The organism is Cupriavidus sp. H19C3, from assembly GCF_049393815.1.
Taxonomy (GTDB): domain Bacteria; phylum Pseudomonadota; class Gammaproteobacteria; order Burkholderiales; family Burkholderiaceae; genus Cupriavidus.
Genome location: NZ_CP184985.1, coordinates 406,196 through 422,833 on the forward strand (window position 1 = coordinate 406,196; position 16,638 = coordinate 422,833).

16 protein-coding genes are annotated in these 16,638 nt (G+C 67.1%); 14 read left to right on the plus strand and 2 right to left on the minus strand.

Features of this window, described 5'->3' with window-relative positions; genetic code table 11:
* The first annotated feature begins 1 nt into the window (after window position 1).
* The 8 genes from recR (at window position 2) to DFLDMN_RS01940 (ending at window position 8,091) form a co-directional block, all read left to right on the plus strand.
* Window positions 2-616: a recombination mediator RecR gene (gene recR, locus DFLDMN_RS01905; protein ID WP_423196843.1), complete on the plus strand. Its 615-nt coding sequence runs from the start codon at window positions 2-4 to the stop codon at window positions 614-616.
* A 4-nt stretch (window positions 617-620) separates the two neighbouring features.
* Window positions 621-1,526, plus strand: coding sequence for a LysR family transcriptional regulator (locus DFLDMN_RS01910; RefSeq protein WP_423196844.1), 906 nt, complete (start codon window positions 621-623; stop codon window positions 1,524-1,526).
* A 248-nt stretch (window positions 1,527-1,774) separates the two neighbouring features.
* Window positions 1,775-2,971, plus strand: coding sequence for a CaiB/BaiF CoA transferase family protein (locus tag DFLDMN_RS01915; RefSeq protein WP_423196846.1), 1,197 nt, complete (start codon window positions 1,775-1,777; stop codon window positions 2,969-2,971).
* The gene (locus tag DFLDMN_RS01920) at window positions 2,968-3,936 is read left to right on the plus strand and encodes a hydroxymethylglutaryl-CoA lyase (protein ID WP_423196847.1); all 969 of its coding nucleotides are present in this window, start codon (window positions 2,968-2,970) and stop codon (window positions 3,934-3,936) included. The genes DFLDMN_RS01915 and DFLDMN_RS01920 overlap by 4 nt, the downstream gene beginning before the upstream one ends.
* 152 nt (window positions 3,937-4,088) lie before the next feature.
* A complete protein-coding gene (locus tag DFLDMN_RS01925) occupies window positions 4,089-5,105 on the plus strand; it encodes a Bug family tripartite tricarboxylate transporter substrate binding protein (RefSeq protein WP_423196848.1) in 1,017 nt (338 codons plus the stop codon).
* A 238-nt stretch (window positions 5,106-5,343) separates the two neighbouring features.
* On the plus strand, window positions 5,344-6,387 hold the full coding sequence (locus DFLDMN_RS01930; protein WP_423196849.1) for an ABC transporter substrate-binding protein: 1,044 nt from the start codon (window positions 5,344-5,346) through the stop codon (window positions 6,385-6,387).
* Between the two features lie 76 nt (window positions 6,388-6,463).
* Window positions 6,464-7,276, plus strand: coding sequence for an ABC transporter ATP-binding protein (locus DFLDMN_RS01935; protein ID WP_423196850.1), 813 nt, complete (start codon window positions 6,464-6,466; stop codon window positions 7,274-7,276).
* A gap of 23 nt (window positions 7,277-7,299) precedes the next feature.
* Window positions 7,300-8,091 carry an ABC transporter permease gene (locus DFLDMN_RS01940; RefSeq protein ID WP_423196851.1) on the plus strand — a complete coding sequence of 264 codons (792 nt, stop codon included), beginning with the start codon at window positions 7,300-7,302 and terminating at the stop codon, window positions 8,089-8,091.
* A 79-nt stretch (window positions 8,092-8,170) separates the two neighbouring features.
* Here DFLDMN_RS01940 and DFLDMN_RS01945 read toward each other — a convergent pair whose 3' ends face one another.
* Window positions 8,171-9,145, minus strand: coding sequence for an NADPH:quinone oxidoreductase family protein (locus tag DFLDMN_RS01945; RefSeq protein WP_423196852.1), 975 nt, complete (start codon window positions 9,143-9,145; stop codon window positions 8,171-8,173).
* Window positions 9,146-9,310: 165 nt separating this feature from the next.
* On the opposite strand from DFLDMN_RS01945, the gene surE reads away from it, so the two are divergent.
* Genes surE through DFLDMN_RS01970 form a run of 5 tightly spaced genes read left to right on the plus strand, consistent with a single transcriptional unit; the run spans window position 9,311 to window position 14,028 of the window.
* Complete coding sequence (gene surE / locus DFLDMN_RS01950) at window positions 9,311-10,069, plus strand: 5'/3'-nucleotidase SurE (RefSeq protein WP_423196853.1); 759 nt, start codon at window positions 9,311-9,313, stop codon at window positions 10,067-10,069.
* A 49-nt stretch (window positions 10,070-10,118) separates the two neighbouring features.
* On the plus strand, window positions 10,119-11,093 hold the full coding sequence (locus DFLDMN_RS01955) for a protein-L-isoaspartate(D-aspartate) O-methyltransferase (RefSeq protein ID WP_423196854.1): 975 nt from the start codon (window positions 10,119-10,121) through the stop codon (window positions 11,091-11,093).
* A gap of 8 nt (window positions 11,094-11,101) precedes the next feature.
* Window positions 11,102-11,995: a peptidoglycan DD-metalloendopeptidase family protein gene (locus DFLDMN_RS01960; protein WP_423196855.1), complete on the plus strand. Its 894-nt coding sequence runs from the start codon at window positions 11,102-11,104 to the stop codon at window positions 11,993-11,995.
* A gap of 6 nt (window positions 11,996-12,001) precedes the next feature.
* A complete protein-coding gene (gene rpoS / locus DFLDMN_RS01965) occupies window positions 12,002-13,189 on the plus strand; it encodes an RNA polymerase sigma factor RpoS (protein WP_423196856.1) in 1,188 nt (395 codons plus the stop codon).
* Window positions 13,186-14,028 carry a 3'-5' exonuclease gene (locus tag DFLDMN_RS01970; protein ID WP_423196857.1) on the plus strand — a complete coding sequence of 281 codons (843 nt, stop codon included), beginning with the start codon at window positions 13,186-13,188 and terminating at the stop codon, window positions 14,026-14,028. The genes rpoS and DFLDMN_RS01970 overlap by 4 nt, the downstream gene beginning before the upstream one ends.
* A 133-nt stretch (window positions 14,029-14,161) precedes the next feature.
* Here the strand turns inward: DFLDMN_RS01970 and DFLDMN_RS01975 are convergent, their stop codons facing one another.
* Window positions 14,162-15,070, minus strand: a complete 909-nt coding sequence (locus DFLDMN_RS01975) for an endonuclease/exonuclease/phosphatase family protein (RefSeq protein WP_423196858.1) — start codon at window positions 15,068-15,070, stop codon at window positions 14,162-14,164.
* Window positions 15,071-15,174: 104 nt separating this feature from the next.
* Here DFLDMN_RS01975 and rlmD point away from each other — a divergent pair, with 104 nt between their 5' ends.
* The gene (gene rlmD / locus DFLDMN_RS01980; RefSeq protein WP_423196859.1) at window positions 15,175-16,623 is read left to right on the plus strand and encodes a 23S rRNA (uracil(1939)-C(5))-methyltransferase RlmD; all 1,449 of its coding nucleotides are present in this window, start codon (window positions 15,175-15,177) and stop codon (window positions 16,621-16,623) included.
* The last annotated feature ends 15 nt before the right edge of the window (window positions 16,624-16,638 follow it).

Below are 16,638 nucleotides of genomic sequence, written 5' to 3' on the forward strand. Positions count from 1 at the left end.
GATGAAGGCTGCGCCTCCGACCTCGCTGCAGGCGCTGATCGAGGCGCTCAAGGTACTACCCGGCGTGGGACCCAAGTCGGCCCAGCGCATGGCGTACCACCTGCTCCAGCACGACCGCGACGGCGCGCGCAAGCTCGGCGACGCGTTGCGCGGGGCCGCCGACGGGATCCGCCACTGCGCGCGCTGCAACACGTTCACCGAGCAGGAGATTTGCGAGACCTGCCGCGATCCGGAGCGCGATGCCGCGCTGTTATGCGTGGTGGAAACGCCTGCCGACCAGATCATGATCGAGCAGACGCTGACCTATCGCGGGCAGTATTTCGTGCTGATGGGGCGGCTGTCGCCGCTCGACGGCGTGGGCCCGCGCGAGATCCACCTCGACCGGCTGCTCGCGCGCGCGACCGAGCCGGAACTGGGCGGCCCGGTGGCGGAAGTCATCGTGGCTACCAACTTCACCACCGAAGGCGAAGCCACCGCGCACTACATCGGCGAAATGCTGAAGGCGCGCGGGCTCAAGGTGTCGCGCCTGGCGCGCGGCGTGCCGGTAGGCGGTGAACTCGAATATGTCGATGCGGGGACCATCGCGCGTGCCGTGATGGATCGTCGCACCCTGTAACAAGATGAACCTGGCTCGCTTCGATCTGGTCACGCTCGGGCTGTTTGTCGCCGTGGCGCGGCATGGCAGCATTTCCGCCGGCGCGCGGCAGTCCCACCTGGCGGTGGCGGCGGCCAGCAAGCGCATCTCGGATCTCGAGACCGCGGTAGGCGCCCCGCTGTTCTTTCGCCATGCGGCCGGGGTGCAGCTGACCGAGGCCGGCCAGGCCTGCTACCACCATGCCCTGACCATTCTGCAGGACGTGGAGCGCATGGCGGGCGTGATGTCGGACTACGCGTCCGGCGTGCGCGGACAGGTGCGCGTATGTGCCAATACCTCCGCCATCACGCAGTTCCTGCCCGACGATCTGGCCGAATTCATGCGGCTGCACCCGACCATCCGCATCGAGCTCGAGGAACAGAACAGCAGCGATATCGTTGCCGCGCTGGTCGAGAATCGCGCCGACGTCGGCATCTTTGCCGACCGCACGCCGTGCGCGGGTCTGGTCACCGTGGAGTACCGGCAGGACGAACTGGTCATCATCACGCCGCCCGGGCATCCGTTGTCCGAGCGCGGTCCGGTCCGCTATGCCGATACGCTGGACTACGACTTCGTCAGCCTGCCGCAGGTGACCTCGCTGGCCGCGCGCCTGCTGGAGGAAAGCAGCCGGCTGGAACGGCCATTCCGGCTGCGCATCCAGGTGCGCAGCTTCGACGCGATGTGCCGCATGGTGATGGCCGGTCTGGGCGTCGGGGTGCTGCCGCGCATCGCGGCGGAGCCGCACGTCAAGTCGATGGGGCTGTCGCTGGTGTCGCTGCAGGACGCCTGGGCGCGCCGCTCGCTGCTGATCGGCATGCGCGACCCGGCCGCGCTGACGGTCTCGGCGCGCCTGCTGATTACCCATCTCTGCGGCGACCGCGCACCGTTCTAAGCGCTATCCGGACGCCATCCGGACGCTATCCAGGCGCCATCCGGGCATGCCCGGCACCGGTTCCTTCCTCCGCGTTTTCCCTAACCCTTCGCGTTCCGAGAAAGCCCGCTTTCCGGAATGCCGATTCCGTCGCGAGACCGGACTGGGGCACACTCGCGCCAAAACAACACAAACGCACGATCGCGGCACGATCACCGCAAGACAAGCCGCCCGGGACCCCGGCGGCGTATATCCGGAGACAACGCAAGATGGCACGACAGATCCTCGAAGGCATTCGCGTGCTCGAGCTGGGACAACTGATTGCCGGCCCGTTCGCGGCCAAGACGCTCGCCGACTTCGGCGCCCAGATCGTCAAGGTGGAGCCGCCCGGCCAGGGCGACCCGCTGCGCAAATGGCGCATGCTGCATGAGGACACCTCGGTCTGGTGGGAGGCGCAGTCCCGCAACAAGCAGTCGGTCTGCATCGACCTGCGCCAGCCCGAGGGCCAGGCGCTGGTGCGCAAGCTCGCGGCCGAGGCCGATATCCTGATCGAGAACTTTCGTCCCGGCACCATGGAGAAGTGGGGCCTGGGCTGGGATGTGCTGCACGCCGACAACCCCAAGCTGATCATGGTGCGGGTGTCCGGCTACGGCCAGACCGGTCCGCGCAAGGATGAACCGGGCTTTGCCGCGGTGGCGGAGGCCATGGGCGGCCTGCGCTACCTGACCGGCGAGCCGGGTCGCGCGCCGGTGCGCGCGGGCCTGTCGCTGGGCGATACCATCGCCGGCCTGCATGGCGCGCTCGGCGTGCTGCTGGCCCTGTACGAGCGCGATGCACGCGGCGGGGTGGGGCAGGTCATCGACGTGGCGCTCTACGAATCGCTGTTCAACCTCACCGAAAGCCTGCTGCCGGAATACTCGGCGTTTGGCGCCGTGCGCCAGCCGGCAGGCGGTGCGCTGCCCGGCATCGCACCGTCCAATGCCTATCCGTGCGGCTGCGGCGACTTCGTGCTGATCGCGGCCAATGGCGATGCGATTTTCCGCCGGCTGATGCAGGCCATCGGCCGCCAGGACCTCGGCGAGGACCCGGCGCTGGCGCGCAACGATGGCCGCGTCAAGCGGGTGGAAGAGATCGACGCCGCGATTGCCGCGTGGACGCGCACGCAGACCGTCGATAGCGCGCTGGCTGTACTGCGCGAGGCCGAGGTGCCGTCCGGCCGTATCTACACGGTCAAGGACATTGCCGAAGACCCCCATTACCGCGCGCGTGGCGTGATCGAGTCGATTACCTCGGCCAAGGGTTTGACGGTGGAGATTCCCGGCATCATGCCCAAGCTGTCGTCCAACCCCGGCGCGGTCCAGCACCGCGCGCCGACGCTGGGCGAGCATACCGACCGGGTGCTGGTGCAAGCCGGCTTCGACGCCGCGGCCATCGCCGACCTGCGCGCAAGGGGAGTGATCGCATGAGTGCCCACAGCTACCGCCTGGCGGGCCCGGCCCGCGTCGAGATCAATGAAGTCGCGCCGCGCGACGGGCTGCAGATCGAGCCCGTAGTGGTGCCGACCGAGGGCAAGGTCGCCTTTGTCAACGCGCTCGCCCGGTGCGGCTTTGCGCGCATCGAGGCCACCTCGTTCACTTCGGCCAAGGCGATTCCCGCGCTGGCCGATGCCGAAGCCGTGATGCACCAGGTGGAGCGCGTGTCCGGTGTGCGGCTCACGGTGCTGGTGCCGAACCTGCGTGGCCTGGAGCGTGCGTTGTCGTGCCGCCCCGACGAGGTCAACCTGGTGATGTCGGCCAGCGAGACTCACAACCGCGCCAACCTGCGCATGACGCGCGCGCAGTCGCGCACGCAATTGCTGGCGATGATCGCCGAGGCGCGCCAGGCCGGGGTGCCGGTCAATATCTCGCTGTCCACCGTGTTCGGCTGTCCGTTCGAGGGCGAGGTCGCGGTCGACGACGTGATGGCGCTGGCCGAGACGTTCGCGGCCGCCGGCGCGGCCGGCATCACGCTCTGCGACACCACGGGCATGGCCTATCCGAATCAGGTGGCCGCGCTGTGCGAGGACTTCCAGCGCCGTCTGCCCGATATTGGCCTGACCATCCACCTGCACAACACGCGCGGCATGGGCCTGGCCAATGCCGTGGCGGCCTGGCAGACCGGCGTGACGCGCTTCGACGCCGCCGCCGGTGGCCTCGGTGGCTGCCCGTACGCACCCGGCGCGAGCGGCAACGTCAGTACCGAGGAGCTGGTCCACATGTTTGCATCGATGGGGGTGGACACCGGTGTGGACCTGCCCGCGCTGCTCGACGTGGTGGCGGCGCTGCCCGCCCTGGTCGAGCGCGAGCTGTCGAGTCAACTGCTGCGCGCGGGGCCGCGCCTGCGCACGCACCAGCCGCCCGCGTGGCTGGCCGAACATTTTGCGGGGCAGTGATGCCGCACCCGGCACCGGCCTGACGTGCCGTGGCAGGGCCCGCTCCGCGCCGCGAATGTAGCGCTGCACGGAATCGTCGTTTTATCGCCTTGGCCGACTTGGCCGACTTGGTTTTATCCATACGCTTTCAACTAGAACATCCGGAGACAGACATGAACCGCTTCCCCATTACCCTCGGCAAGACCTTCGCGATCCCGGTCGCCACGGCGGTGGCCGCTTCGCTCGGCGCCGCCGCACTGCTGGCCGCCGGCCCGGCGCGCGCGCAGGACGGCAGCTATCCGACCCACCCGATCATGCTGGTGGTGTCGGCCGCGGCCGGCGGCACCACCGATATCGCCGCGCGCATGATCGCGGAGCCGCTGTCGAAGGCGCTCGGCCAGTCGGTGGTGGTGGACAACCGTCCCGGCGGTAACGGCACCATCGCCGCGCAGATGGTGCAGCGCGCCAAGGGCGACGGCTACACGCTGCTGTTGCAGTACTCGGGCTTCCACGTCATCACGCCGCTGCTGACCAAAACCGCATGGGACCCGGTCAAGGACTTCGCGCCGGTGGCCAACGTGCTGTCGGCCCCGCAGGTGCTGGTGGTGCGCCAGAACCTCCCGGTCAAGTCGCTGAAGGAACTGGTGGCCTATGCCAAGGCCAACCCGAACAAGCTCAACTACGCGTCGTCGGGCAACGGCTCGCTCCAGCACGTGTCCACCGAGCTGCTCAACCAGATGGCCGGCATCCAGATCACGCACGTGCCGTACAAGGGCACCGGCCCGGCCATGACCGACCTGCTGGGCGGCTCGGTGGATCTCACCATCACCACGCCGCCGCCGCTGATGGGCCATATCGCCGCGGGCAAGCTGCGTCCGCTGGTGGTGACCAGCAAGACGCGTCTGCCGAGCCTGAAGGATGTGCCGTCGGCGCCGGAGGCGGGCTACCCCGACCTCGACGTCTCGTCGTGGTTCGCCATGTACGCCCCGGCCGGTACGCCGAAGCCCGTGATCGACAAGCTGACCGGCGAGATCGAGAAGATCATGAAGACCGATGCCTTCCGCAAGAAGGCCGAGGAACTCGGCGCCGAGGCCAAATACATGAGCCCGCAGCAGCTCGACCAGTACCAGAAACAGGAACTGGCGCGCTGGACCAAGGTGATCAAGTCGGCCGACATCCGCGCCGAGTGAGTCCGGGCAATTCCGGGTAAATCCGCGCAGATCCGAGCAAACGGGGGGCGTGCCGGGCGCGTTGTTCCCGCGCGCGCCGGCAGCGGTGTAAGCGGATAGAAAGCCATCGGCCGGCTTTCCCGCTTACAGTACTGTTCCCGATGCGAAGATGCCGCCACTTGGGGTAGCATCGCGAAGCAGCCACCCGGCGCAACGTCCCGCGCCGGGGGCGCACGGAAGACAGGTTGGAGACCACGACATGTACAACAAGAAATTCTGGAAGCAAGTCCTGATCGCGCTGGCATTGTTCCTGGCCGGGTGGTTCACGTTCGGCCAGGCCTTTGCTCAGGGCAAGCCCGAGAAGACCAAGGTCACGGTGGCCGTGGGGGGCAAGAACCTCTTCTACTATCTGCCCCTGACGATCGCGGAGCGGCTCGGCTACTTCAAGGAAGAGGGCCTCGACGTCGAGATCGTCGACTTTGCCGGCGGCGCCAAGGCGCTGCAGGCAGTGGTGGGCGGCAGCGCCGACGTGGTATCGGGCGCGTACGAGCACACCATCAACCTGCAGGCCAAGGGCCAGCAGTACCAGGAATTCGTGCTGCAGGGGCGCGCGCCGCAGATCGTGCTGGTGGTCTCCAACAAGACCATGCCGAACTTCAAGTCGATCGCCGACCTCAAGGGCAAGAAGATCGGCGTGACCGCACCGGGCTCGTCGACCAACATGATGGCCAACTTCGTGCTGGCCAAGTCCGGCCTCAAGCCGTCGGACGTGTCGTTTATCGGCGTGGGCGCCAGCGCTGGCGCGGTGGCCGCGATGCGCTCGGGCCAGATCGACGCGATGGCCAACCTGGACCCGGTCATCTCCATGCTGACCGAGAAGAACGAGGTCAAGATCGCCTCCGACACGCGCACGCTCAAGGACACGCAGTCGGTGTTCGGCGGCAATATGCCGTCGGGCTGCCTGTATGCCTCGGTGTCGTTTATCCAGAAGAACCCCAACACCGTGCAGGCGATGACCAACGCGATGGTGCGCGCGCTCAAGTGGCTGCAGAAGGCCGGACCCTCGGATATCGTCAAGACCGTGCCGGAGAGCTATCTGCTGGGCGACCGCGCGCTCTACCTGGCGACGTGGGAGAAGGTCAAGGAAGCGATCTCGCCCGATGGCGTGATGCCGGCCGACGGTCCGCGCACGGCGCTGCATACGCTCGAGCAGTTCGACCCCGAGCTCAAGGGCAAGCCGATCAAGCTCGATACCACGTTCACCAACGCGTTCGTGCAGAAGGCCAACGCCAAGTACAAGTAAGCCACCGACCGACGTTGTTCGGCGGCCATTCTTCCGGCCCGCTCCCCGAGCGGGCCTTTGCGTTTCGGAAAGCCTCATGACCACGCCAGCCTTATCCCTCGACAACGTGACCTGCACCTTCGTCTCGCGCGAGGACCGTAGCCAGCGTTATACCGCCGTGCGCGATGTCACCCTGGCCATCCAGCCCGGCGAGTTCGTCTCCGTGGTAGGACCCACCGGCTGCGGCAAGTCCACGCTGCTCAATGTGAGCGCGGGCCTGCTGGCACCGTCCACCGGCACCGTGCGTGTATTCGGCGAGGTGCTCGATGGCATCAATGCTCGCGCCGGCTACATGTTCCAGACCGAAGCGCTGATGCCGTGGCGCAGCGCGCTCGACAACGTCATTGCGGGGCTCGAGTTTCGTGGCGTGTTGCGCGCGGAGGCCGTCGCGCAGGGCGAGGAGTGGTTGCGCCGCGTCGGCCTCGGCGGGTTTGGCGACCGCTATCCGCACCAGTTGTCCGGTGGCATGCGCAAGCGTGTGAGCCTGGCGCAGACGCTGGTGCTCGACCCCGACATCATCCTGATGGACGAACCGTTCTCCGCGCTCGATATCCAGACGCGCCAGCTGATGGAGAACGAAGTGCTCGACCTGTGGGCGGCACGGCGCAAGGCGGTGCTGTTCATCACGCACGACCTCGACGAGGCGATTGCCATGAGCGACCGCGTGGTGGTGCTTTCGGCCGGGCCGGGCACGCATCCGATCGGCGAATTCGCGATCGACCTGCCGCGTCCGCGCGATGTGGCCGAAGTCCGCGACAACCCGCGTTTCGTCGAGCTGCACGCGGCCATCTGGGGCGTGCTGCGCGAGGAAGTGCTCAAGGGCTATGCGCAGCAGCGCAAGGTCGCCTGATCGAACCGAACGAGATAACAATCATGGCTTTTCGTACCGATTCCCGCGGCATGCTGCGCGTCTGGCAGCTGCTCGTGCTGGTCGTGATCCTGGGGGCGTGGCATATGGCCACGCGCTCGCAGCAGGTGGCATTTTTCTTTGGCGAGCCGCTGATGGTGGCCCAGCGCATCTGGAACTGGTTCGTCGTCGAACGCGACATCTACCTGCATCTCGGCGTGACGCTGATCGAAACCGTGCTGGCCTTTGGCATCGGCACCGTGGCGGGACTGGGGGTGGGACTGTGGCTGGCGCTGAGCCCGCTCACCGCGGCGGTACTCGATCCGTATGTCAAGGCGATGAATTCGATGCCGCGCGTGATCCTGGCCCCGATCTTCGCGGTCTGGTTCGGCCTCGGCATCTGGTCCAAGGTCGCGCTGGCGGTGACGCTGGTGTTCTTTATCGTGTTCTTCAACGTCTACCAGGGCGTCAAGGAAGTGAGCCCGGTGGTGCTGGCTAACGCGCGCATGCTGGGCGCCAATCGCCAGCAATTGCTGCGGCACGTGTACCTGCCGAGCGCGACGAGTTGGGTGTTCTCGTCGCTGCACACCTCGGTGGGCCTGGCCTTCGTCGGCGCGGTGGTGGGCGAGTATCTGGGCTCTGCCAGCGGCGTGGGTTACCTGATCCTGCAGGCGGAAGGCACCTTCGACATCAACACGGTGTTTGCCGGCATCGTCGTGCTGACGGCGTTTGCGCTGGTGCTGGACTGGATCGTCGGAATCTTCGAGAAGCGGCTCATGAAGTGGCAGCCACAGAGCGGCGAGACCGAGAGGCTGTAAGCGCTTGCCGGCCGGCGCCCGGTTGAGCGGCCGGCGTTCCGTCCCGCACGGGCGGGAGCGGGGCGGGAGAGCCGAAGCCTTACGGCACGATCACGATCTTGCCGGTGACCTTGCGCGCCTCCATGTCCTTCAATGCCTGCGGCGCCTGCTCGAGCGGGTAGCGCGCCGAGATATGCGGGCGGATCTTGCCTTCCTTCATCCAGCCCAGCATCTGCGCCATATTGGCCTGGTTATGGCGCGGCTCGCGGCGCGCGAAGTCGCCCCAGAACACCCCGACCAGCGACGCGCCCTTGAGTAGCGCGAGATTGAGCGGCATCTTCGGGATCTCGCCGTTGGCAAAGCCGACCACGAGGTAGCGGCCGCGCCAGCCGATCGAGCGGAAGGCCGGCTCGGCGTAGACGCCGCCCACCGGATCGTAGATGACATCGGGGCCTTTGCCATCGGTCAGCGCCTTGATGCGCTCGCGCAGATCCTCGCTGGTGTAGTTGATGACGGCATCGGCGCCATGTTCCTTGCATACCGCGAGCTTCTGGTCGGTGGAGGCGGCGGCGATCACGCGCGCACCGAGCGCCTTGCCGATCTCGATCGCCGCCAGCCCCACGCCGCCCGCCGCGCCCAGCACGAGCATGGTCTCGCCGGCCTTGAGTTCGCCCCGGTCGACCACCGCGTGATGCGAGGTGCCGTAGGTCAGCGTAAACGCGGCCGCGGTCTCGAAGTCGATGCCGGGCGGCATCGGCACCACTGCCGCCGCCGGTGCCTTGGCCTGGGTGGCAAACGCACCGTTGCCGAGATAGGCGATCACGTTATCGCCGGGCTTGACGTGCGTGACCCCGGTCCCCACCGCACGGACCACGCCGGCCAGCTCCGAGCCCGGCGAGAACGGCAGCGCGGGCTTGGCCTGGTACTTGTTCTGGATGATCAGCACGTCGGGAAAGTTGACCCCGGCGGCCTTGACGTCGATGACCACCTCGCCCGCGCCGGGCACGAGGTCCGGCAGGGTCTCGACAACGAGCGAATCGGGTGGTCCCCAGGCTTTGCACAGTACGGCTTTCATGGTGTCTCCAGTGGTGTCGGGGGGGGGCGGGCCGCGCGTGCCGCGTGCGCGGGAATGCGGGCAAGTGTAGCGTAAAAAAGCACGGTCGTTCTGTTTGTGGTCATGCCCGTTTTTTGCCCGCTATTGCCGCGTGAGGTGTCACGGTGCTCGGGTACAATCGCGGCCATGCATATCCTTCTCGCCAACGACGACGGTTATCTCGCGCCAGGGCTGGCCATGCTGCACGCCGCGCTGGCGCCGCTCGCGCGTGTCACGGTCATCGCGCCCGAGCAGAATCACAGCGGTGCCTCGAACTCCCTGACGCTGCAGCGTCCGCTCTCGGTGTACGAGGCGCGCGAAGGGGTGCAGAAGGGGTTTCGCTTCATCAACGGCACGCCGACCGATTGCGTGCACGTGGCGCTGACCGGCCTGCTCGAGGACCGGCCCGATCTCGTGGTTTCCGGCATCAACCAGGGCCAGAACATGGGCGAGGACGTGCTGTACTCGGGCACCGTGGCCGCGGCCATCGAGGGCTACCTGTTCGGTATCCCGTCGATCGCGTTCTCGCAGGTCGAGAAGGGCTGGGAGCATCTCGACGCGGCCGCGCGCGTGGCGCGCGAAATCGTCGAGCGCGTCATCGCGGCACCGCCCGAGTCGCCGTTCCTGCTCAACGTCAATATTCCCAACCTGCCGTACGAGCATATCCGCGGCCAGCGTGCCACGCGCCTGGGCAAGCGGCATCCATCGCAGCCGGTCATCATGCAGGTCAATCCGCGTGGCGATACCAACTACTGGATCGGCCCCGCCGGCGATGCGCTCGATGCCAGCGAAGGCACCGACTTCCACGCCACCGCCGCCGGCTTCGTTTCGCTGACGCCGCTGCAACTCGATCTCACGCATCGGACCCAGCTCGCGCAGCTCGGCCAATGGCTGGAGCGGACTTGAGGCGCGCGCGCGGGGTGTCGAGCCGCGGATGTGCCGGGAGCGAGCGCGCATGAACGCGCCGCGCCGGTCCCGCTTTCCGCTCACGCTCGACGCAGTGGTCGAGCGCAAGCCCGCGCCGGAGCGGACCGCGGGCATGCCTGCCATCGAGTCGCCGCGCAAGTCGTCGGTGCCGGTCACGCCGGCCCCGCCCAATGCGCTGAAGCCATTGAGCTCGGCGGTGCAGCGCGCGCGCAAGACCACCTCGTCACCGTTGTCGCCGTTCCCGCAGCCATCGCAGCCGCCGCAACCGGTCACGCCGGTCGCCCCCGTCAGCGCGGTGGCGGCGCGCACGTCCGCGGCCACGGCCGGGGGGGGCGGCATGGCTTCGGATCGTGCGCGCGCCGCGCTGGCGGCACGGCTGCGCGCATCCGGCATTCGCGACGCACGCGTGCTGCAGGCCATCGGCACGATTCCGCGTCATCTGTTTGTCGAGCCGGGACTGGCCTCGCAGGCCTACGAGGACGCGGCGCTGCCGATCGGTCATCAGCAGACCATCTCCAAGCCGTCGGTGGTGGCACGCATGATCGAGTTGCTGCGCGAAGGACTCGCGCCCGCGCAACCGCTTGCGCGCGTGCTGGAAATCGGCACCGGCTGCGGCTACCAGGCCGCCGTCTTGAGCCTCGCAGCCGACGAAGTTTTCTCGATCGAACGAATCCGGCCGCTTCACGAGCAGGCCAAGGCGAACCTGCGGCCGTTGCGACTGCCTAATGTGCGGCTGCACTACGGCGATGGCATGCTCGGCCTGCCGCAGGCGGCGCCGTTCTCGTCGATCATTCTCGCGGCTGCGGGCATGGAGGTGCCCGAGGCCCTGCTCGAGCAACTGGCCATCGGCGGCCGCCTGATCGCGCCGGTGGCAGTACCGGCGGGCACGGGCGGGGGCGCGGCGCAGCAGTTGCTGCTGATCGAGCGCCAGGGCCGGCATCGTTTCCAGCGGACCGCGCTTGAAGCTGTTTTCTTTGTGCCATTAAAATCGGGCACCATCTGAGTCGAACTATGCACAACAACGTGAATTCGGAACATTTCGCTCGCGCTGGACAGATTCTTGTCGTCACTGCACTCGCCGCCATGCTCGGTGCGTGCGCGAATTCCCCGATGCCGGCCCCGGCGCCGGTGGTGGATCGCACCTCCACGTCCGGCACCGCCGCCGCCGCCGCGCTGGAGCCGGCGCCGCCTGGCTACTATCGGGTCAAGCGAGGCGATACCCTGTACCGTATCGCGCTCGAAAACGGCCAGTCGTACCGCGACGTGGCCACGTGGAACAATATTGGTAATGCCAATCAGATCGAGGTAGGTCAACTGTTGCGCGTGGTGCCGCCAAGCGCGGATCCGAACGCCGCCGCGGGCGTCGCCACGCTGCCGGTGGCGCCCGGCACGGTACAGGCACAGCCGATCGATGCCTCACGTCCGGTGGGCACGCCGATGACCGCCACCCCGGCGCCTGGCGCCGCGCCCGCGCCTGCCGCAACACCCTCCGCGGCGGCGTCCGCACCGGCCGCGCCGGCACCCTCCGCGGCGGCCGACTCATCCATTCGGATGGTATGGCCCGCGAGCGGACAGCTGATCGGAAAATTTGACGAGAAAGGCAATAAAGGCATCGACATTGCAGGCAAGAAGGGCGATCCGGTGATTGCTGCCGACGAGGGTAAGGTGATTCACGTAGGCCCCTTGCGCGGCTACGGGAATCTTGTCATCATCAAACACAATGAAACGTATCTCACCGCATACGGTCACAACGACAAAGTGCTGGTGGCAGAGCAGTCAACGGTTCGCAAGGGCCAGAAGATTGCCGAGATGGGCAACAGTGATACTGACAGGGTCAAGCTGCACTTCGAGGTTCGCAAGAACGGAAAACCGGTCGATCCAATGCGGTATCTGCCGCCACAGTGAGGTTTCATGCCACGCCAGAAAACAGTCTCATCCGGAGTTGTCAGCAGGACCCGCCGTCCCAAGCAGCCGGAAGGAAAGGCTGGCGTGGCACGGGCTGACGATTCCCTCGATACCGCTGTCCATCCAGGCATGGAAGCCGCGGTCGACAGCGGGATGTTCGAGCCGGATCCGGCCGCCGAACTGGTACCGGTGACGGACGAACCGATCACTGCGGTGACGCGCGCGGGCCTGCGCGAGGAAGTGGTTGCCGACGGCGAGGACCAGGCCGACGACGAGGAAGAGGAAGCCGAGGACGAGGAAGAGAGCGCCGAGGCCGCGCCCGAGCCCGACGACTTTCGCACGGTCCTGCATACCGAGCTCGCGGCCGATACGGTCCAGCATTACCTCAATCGCATCAGCATCAAGCCGCTGCTGTCCGCGCCGGAGGAGCTGCATTTCTCCACGCTGGCCAAGGACGGCGATTTCTCCGCGCGGCAGGTGATGATCGAACGCAATCTGCGTCTGGTCGTCAGCATTGCCAAGGGTTACCTGAATCGCGGGGTGCCGCTGCTCGACCTGATCGAGGAAGGCAATCTCGGCCTCATGCACGCGATCGAGAAATTCGATCCCACCCGCGGGTTCCGCTTCTCGACGTATGCCACCTGGTGGATCCGTCAGAGCATCGAGCGTGCGATCATGAACCAGGCCCGCACGGTGCGGTTGCCGGTCCATGTGATCCGCGAGCTCAACCAGGTCCTGCGCGCCAAGCGCCACCTCGAGAAGGGTGGCACCGACGGCCGCGACGCCAGCCTCGAGGACATCGCCCACCTGCTCGGCAAGACGCCGGACGAGGTGCAGGACGTGCAGGCTCTCAATGAACACACCACCTCGCTCGATACGCCGTTCGATCTCGATCCGGGCTCGAGCCTGCTGGACTTCCTCTCCGACGAGCACAACGCCGCCCCGGACCAGGAAGTCGCCCACCGCGAGCTGGAAAACCTGATGAAGCTCTGGCTGGCACGCCTGTCGGAGAAGCATCGCTATGTGGTGGAGCGCCGCTTCGGCCTCAACCATATCGAGCCGGCCACGCTCGAAGAGCTGGCCGAGGAAATGGGTCTGACGCGCGAGCGCGTGCGCCAGATCCAGCAGGAGGCGCTGGTCAAGCTCAAACGGCATTTCGCTTCGCAAGGTGTACGCAAGGACGCCGTTTTATGATCCCTGTGCTGGTATTCGACATCGAGACCATTCCCGATGTCGCCGGCCTGCGCCGTTTGCATGACCATCCCGCATCGATGAGCGACGCCGACGTCGCCGAGCATGCGTTTGCCGCCCGCCGGGACAAGACCGGCTCCGACTTTCTGCCGCACCATCTGCAACGGGTGGCGGCGATTTCGTGCGTGCTGCGGCGGACGCAGCGCGATGGCTCGGCGGTGTTCCATGTGGGCTCGCTCGGCACGGTCGAGGATGACGAAGCCACGCTGATCCAGAAATTCTACGAACTGATCGCGCGCTACAGCCCGCAACTGGTGTCGTGGAATGGTGGCGGTTTCGACCTGCCCGTGCTTCACTACCGAGGCCTGGTGAACGGCGTGACCGCGCCGCGCTACTGGGAAATGGGCGAGGGTCGCGACGATGACAGCCGCGACTTCAAGTGGAACAACTACATCAGCCGCTATCACATGCGGCACCTGGACCTGATGGACCTGCTGGCGATGTACCAGCCGCGCGCCAGCGCGCCGCTCGATGACCTCGCCAAGCTGTGCGGCTTTCCCGGCAAGATGGGCATGGACGGCAGCAAGGTGTGGGAAGCCTATCAGGCGGGGCAGCTCGACGCGATCCGCGCGTACTGCGAGACCGACGTCGTCAACACCTATCTCATGTACTGCCGCTTCCAGCTGATGCGCGGCGGACTGTCGCCACGCGAGTTCGATCACGAAGTGGCCTTCGTGCAGGAGTCGCTGGCCGAGCTGCCGGGCGAGCAGTGGATGGAATACCTGCGCGCCTTTCAACTGCGCCCGCTGACGCAAGGCGCCGAGGACGACGAGTCGTTCTGACGCCTCGGCGCGCCTGCCGCCCTGCGCTCATGGGTCCACGCTCATGAGGCCGCGCTCATGGCCCCACCTCATGGCCCGACCTCATGGCCCTGCCTCATAGCCCTGCCTCATAGCCCTGCCTCATAGCCCTGCCTCATAGCGCCACGCTCAGGTGCAGGGGCTGGTGATCGGAGTGGGGCGTGTCCCCATTGACCTCGCAGCGCCGCACGCGCGCCAGCAGGTTTCCTGTCACAAAGATGAAGTCGCATGCGAAGGGCGGCTCCGTCCATTGCTCGCGATCGTAGAGGCCGCAGGTGGGCACATGTGGCTGGCCCGGGTGCATATGACACCAGGCATCGTGCCAGTCGGGCGTGGCGCCTGTGTCGCGGTCTGTGCCGCTGTCCGTGCCGCTGTCCGTGCCGCGGTCCGTGCAGTCATATGGCGCCAGCATGCGCCGGTAGGCCACGTCATCGGGCTTGCTATTGAAATCGCCGCACAGGATGGCCTCGGTGGGCCGCGCCTCGGGCACGAACGGCCCCGGCTTGCCTTCGCTCTTGCCAGGGTGCCGCGCATGGTCGCATGCTTCCGCATGCCAGTCGCGCAGGGCCTCGGCTTGCGCCGCGCGTTGCCGGCTCGAGTAGTACTCGAGGTGGGTGCAGATCACGCGCACGCGCCGCGTGCCGGTGTCGAGCGTGGCCTCCAGCGCGACGCGCGGCATCGACGCGACATCGGCATCGGCCGGCCACGGCAGCGCATGGCGAAACACCTCGCGTACCGGCAGCCGCGTGGCAATCACGTTGCCGAACTGGCGTGGCCCGCCATCGCTGCCGGTCCGGTCCACACCGGGCGCGAACAGGATGCGATAGCCGGGTAGCAGTGCGGCCAGCTCGGCCACCTGGTCGGGCTGCGGTTGCCCGGCCATATCGGAGAAGCCGCGCGTGATCTCCTGCAGGCAGATGACATCGGCATCCGCCATATCGCGCAGGGTGGCCACCGTGCGGGCCAGGTCGACGCGGCCATCGGCGCCGCGCCCCCATTGCACGTTCCAGTTGAGCAGTTCCATGGTGCCGTGGCCTCCTTTGGTGCCAATGGCGCCGAGGCCTGCCGTCCGGCGCCGTGAGTGGACTACAATCGCGCTTTCGCAAAACAATACGCCAGGTCCCGCAGGTGTCTCAATCCGTGTTCGTCTCGCCCCATTCCGGCCAACCCGATGCGGGCCAACCCACGCCGGGTCGGTCCGCATCGTCAGGTGCCGCGCCCGCCGCATCCGCCGCCCCGTCCGATCCGGTCGTGGTGATCGAGAGTCTCGACATGGAGGCGCGCGGCGTGGGCCGTCTGGTCAACCAGGACGGCACGCCGGGCAAGGTCATTTTCGTCGAAGGGGCGCTGCCTGGCGAGACCGTCAGCTATCGCAGCTACCGGCGCAAGCCGAGCTACGAGCAGGCGCACCTCGTCGAGGTGAAGCACGCCTCCGTCATGCGCGTGCAGCCGGGCTGCCAGCATTTCGGCGTGTGCGGCGGCTGCTCGATGCAGCATCTGGATGCGCGCGCCCAGCTCGCGATCAAGCAGCGTGTGCTGGAGGACAACCTGTGGCATCTGGCCAAGGTCCGGCCCGACGTGGTGTTCCGCCCGATCGCGGGTCCCGACTGGGGCTATCGCTATCGCGCGCGCCTGACGGTACGCCATGTGGCCAAGAAGGGTGGCGTGCTGGTCGGCTTTCACGAGCGCAAGAGCAGCTACGTGGCCGACATGACGCGCTGCGAGGTGCTGCCGCCGCACGTGTCGGCGCTGCTGGTGCCGCTGCGCGAACTGGTGGCCGGGCTGTCGATCCGCGATCGCATGCCGCAGATCGAACTTGCGGTGGGCAACGAGGTGACCGCGCTGGTGCTGCGCATTCTGGAGCCGCTCACCGACGCCGACAAGGACCTGCTGCGTGCCTTTGCCGATCGCCACGACGTGCAATTCTGGTTGCAGCCCAAAGGCCCGGACACGGTCTACGCGTTCTATCCGGCCGACCGCGAACTCGCGTACACGTTGCCGGAGTTCGGCATCCGCATGCCGTTTAAGCCGACCGACTTTACGCAGGTCAATCATCAGATCAACCGTGTGCTGATCGGCCGCGCGCTGCGGCTGCTCGATGCGCAGCCCGGCGATCGACTGCTCGACCTCTTCTGCGGCATCGGCAACTTCACGCTGCCGCTGGCCACGCAGGGAGCATCGGTGATGGGCATCGAAGGCAGCGAGGCGCTGACCACGCGCGCGCTGGCCAATGCCGAATACAACCAGCTCGCGCCCAAAACTGCGTTTGCCTGCCGTAACCTGTTCGAGGTCACGGCCGAGGATATCGCTGCGCTGGGCCGCTTCGACCGCTGGCTGGTGGACCCGCCGCGCGAGGGTGCGCTGGCAGTGAGCAAGGCGCTGGGAGAACTCCATCAGCAAGGCAGCGATGCACTGCCGCGCCGCATCGTCTACGTATCGTGCAACCCGGCCACGCTGGCGCGCGACGCGGGGCTGCTGGTGCACGAGGCGGGCTACCGCCTGAGTGGCGCGGGTGTGGTCAACATGTTCCCGCACACCTCGCACGTGGAGTCGATCGCTGTGTTCGATCGGGCCTGATGTCCGCTTGGGACC